The organism is Stieleria sp., assembly GCF_041595215.1.
Lineage (GTDB): Bacteria > Planctomycetota > Planctomycetia > Pirellulales > Pirellulaceae > Stieleria > Stieleria magnilauensis.
Genome location: NZ_JBFHKV010001136.1, coordinates 1 through 2,651 on the forward strand (window position 1 = coordinate 1; position 2,651 = coordinate 2,651).

General features: G+C 58.6%; 2 protein-coding genes. One reads left to right on the forward strand and one right to left on the reverse strand.

Annotated elements, in window-relative coordinates; all coding sequences use genetic code 11:
* A partial coding sequence (locus ABX749_RS28890; RefSeq protein ID WP_372899089.1) for a protein kinase occupies positions 1-490 on the reverse strand: 490 nt, incomplete at its 3' end.
* Positions 491-983: 493 nt separating this feature from the next.
* Here ABX749_RS28890 and ABX749_RS28895 point away from each other — a divergent pair.
* Positions 984-2,651, forward strand: a 1,668-nt coding sequence (locus ABX749_RS28895; protein ID WP_372899090.1) for a sulfatase-like hydrolase/transferase, incomplete at its 3' end; no start/stop codon positions are given.

A 2,651-nucleotide genomic window follows, 5' to 3' on the forward strand; every position in this document is an offset into this window, starting at 1 on the left:
CGAGTGCTTCGGCCAGCTGTTGGCCGATCCAGCAGGTGGCTTCGTCGCGGTTGCATTGGGAGAGCTGTTCGCGGCTTCTCAGGCTGGCCGGGTCCATGACGGCTGGATGCGAGTTGAGAGCGTCAACGATGTCCAGGATCGCGTTGCCGTCCTGTTGATCGCGATCCAGAGCAGTCAAGCCCCGAACCACGTCGTGCAGGGTTCCGCCGGGCACATACTGCATGCATAACAATCGGATTCCCTTTTCCGAAACCACCTCTTCGGAAAAGACCGGGACGATATGGGAATGTTCCAGACGGGCCATCGTGCGCCCCTCGTGGCCCAAGTCGGCGGTGATCTTGAGTGCCACGTCGCGGTCGAGCGAGCGTTGCCGTGCCAGGAAAACTTTGCCGAACGATCCCTCGCCGGCCAAGCTGATCAGTTCAAAGTCGCCGATGCAACTTCCCAGCTTCGAAAACGCCGCAGCGAGCCGCTGGGATCGTGAGATCATCTTCGGCAGACTTGGAGTGAATCCGCTTCGCGTGTCCGATTGCACACGTGATTGTGGCGTGGTTGACTTGATTTCCGAGCGAAAAGGCCGAATCAGTTGCGTCGTCATCTAGCTCTCCAATCGGCAACGTTATCGCGAATTGAGGTTTTGACGGTGCCTGAACAGGGATTCTGAATCGTCAACCTGCATTAGAAAAACTGAAGTCTTCGAGCCGCCTCGCGAATGCCCGCTGTTGAGATGATCGTGGCGTCAAAACGGATGTTGCGTGGAAAAAGATTAAAAAGAATAGAGCGATGGGAAACTGCTTCGTTGACGCTTCGGTTTGCCGACACGCCGCAGGGTCTTGCGCGTGCAGGCCAGCGTGTGGAGGGCAACGTGTGGAAGCCAGCGCGGTAATCTCCGCGACGCCGTTGGATTCGGGGGCTATCATAAGCGGATGGCGCTGCAAAGTTCCGCGCCGTTTTCCTCCTCGGATTCCCGCCTCGCCCCCGACATGTTCAGACATTTTCTGCAAGCCTGCTTCGTCGCCTGTTGTGTTTCCGTTTCGGTCGCCTCGGAATCGCGTCCCAATCTTTTGTGGCTCTCCTGCGAAGACATCAGTCCACACCTGGGATGTTACGGAGACCCACACGCGATCACGCCGAACATCGATCGATTGGCCAGCGAGGGCGTTCGATACACGCACGCGTTTACGACCGCCGGTGTGTGTGCGCCGTGTCGCAGCGGGATCATCACGGGCATGTATCAAACGACGCTCGGGACACATCACATGCGATGCACGGCGACCCTGCCGGATTCGATCCGTCCGTTCCCAACCTATCTTCGCGACGCCGGCTACTTCTGTACGAACAACTCCAAACAGGACTACCAATTCAAGACACCCCGCGAAACCTGGGACGTCTCTTCGGGCAAGGCCCATTGGCGTGACCGGGACGATGACGACACGCCGTTCTTCGCCGTTTTTAATTTCACCGGTTGCCATGAGTCCGGCATCGCAAACAAAAGCAAGTACCAATCGGTGACTGAGGTTCTGACCGACGACCAGCGTCAAGATCCGGCGACGTTGCAGTTGCCGCCTTACTACTGCGATACGCCGGTGACGCGCGAAGATTGGAAACGCAACTACGAACTCATCACGGCGATGGACCACTGGGTCGGCAAGCTGATCGACCAATTGAAACAGGACGGTCTGTACGAGAACACGATCATCATGTTTTGGTCCGATCACGGCGTCGGACTGCCGCGGGCGAAACGCTGGTTGTACGATTCCGGCACGCACATTCCGCTGGTCGTGAGGATCCCGAGAGCGTATCGCGTCGACGGACAGGGCACTCCCGGTGAGGTCTCCGACCGGCTGGTCAGCTCGATCGACTTTGGTCCCACCGTCTTGAACCTTGCCGGGCTGGATGTCCCCTCCCACGTGCAGGGGCAACCGTTTCTTGGCACCCATCTGCCGCCTGCACGGCAATACGTTTATGGTGCCCGCGACCGGATGGATGAACGCTACGACATCATCCGCATGGTGCGCGACAAACGCTTTCGTTACCTCCGCAATTTTGAACCGCTGAAAACCTATCACCAGTACATCAACACCTGCGAAAAAGGTGCCACGATGCGTGAGTTGCGGCGGTTGCATGACGCCGGCGACTTGACGGCCGAAGCGGAATACTATTTCTCGCCGACCAAACCCGTCGAGGAACTCTACGATTGCGTGGCCGATCCACACGAAGTCAACAATCTGGCGGGAAACAGCGACTATGCCGATGTGTTGAAACGCATGCGTGCTGCACAAACCGAGTGGATCAGCGAAACGGGTGACTTGGGGTTGATCCCCGAAGCGATCATCGCCGAACGGGCGAACGAACTGGGAAGTGAATACGCGATCCTACGACAAGCCGACGCGGAACAGTACAACGCGCAACTCGCCGACATCGCGGTCGCCGCTTCCAACGGACCGTCGGCTCTCAAGAAGCTCGTTGATTCGGCCGAGGATCGCGATAGCGTGATTCGCTATTGGGCGGCCACCGGCATCGGCAATCTGGGCGTGGCGGCAAAGGCCGCGGCGGCGGATGCGATGAAGACGTTGTTGACCGATTCCTCCTCGGCGGTTCGTACCGCGGCCGCACGAGCGCTGTGCCGGATGGAGTTGCCCGAACAAGCG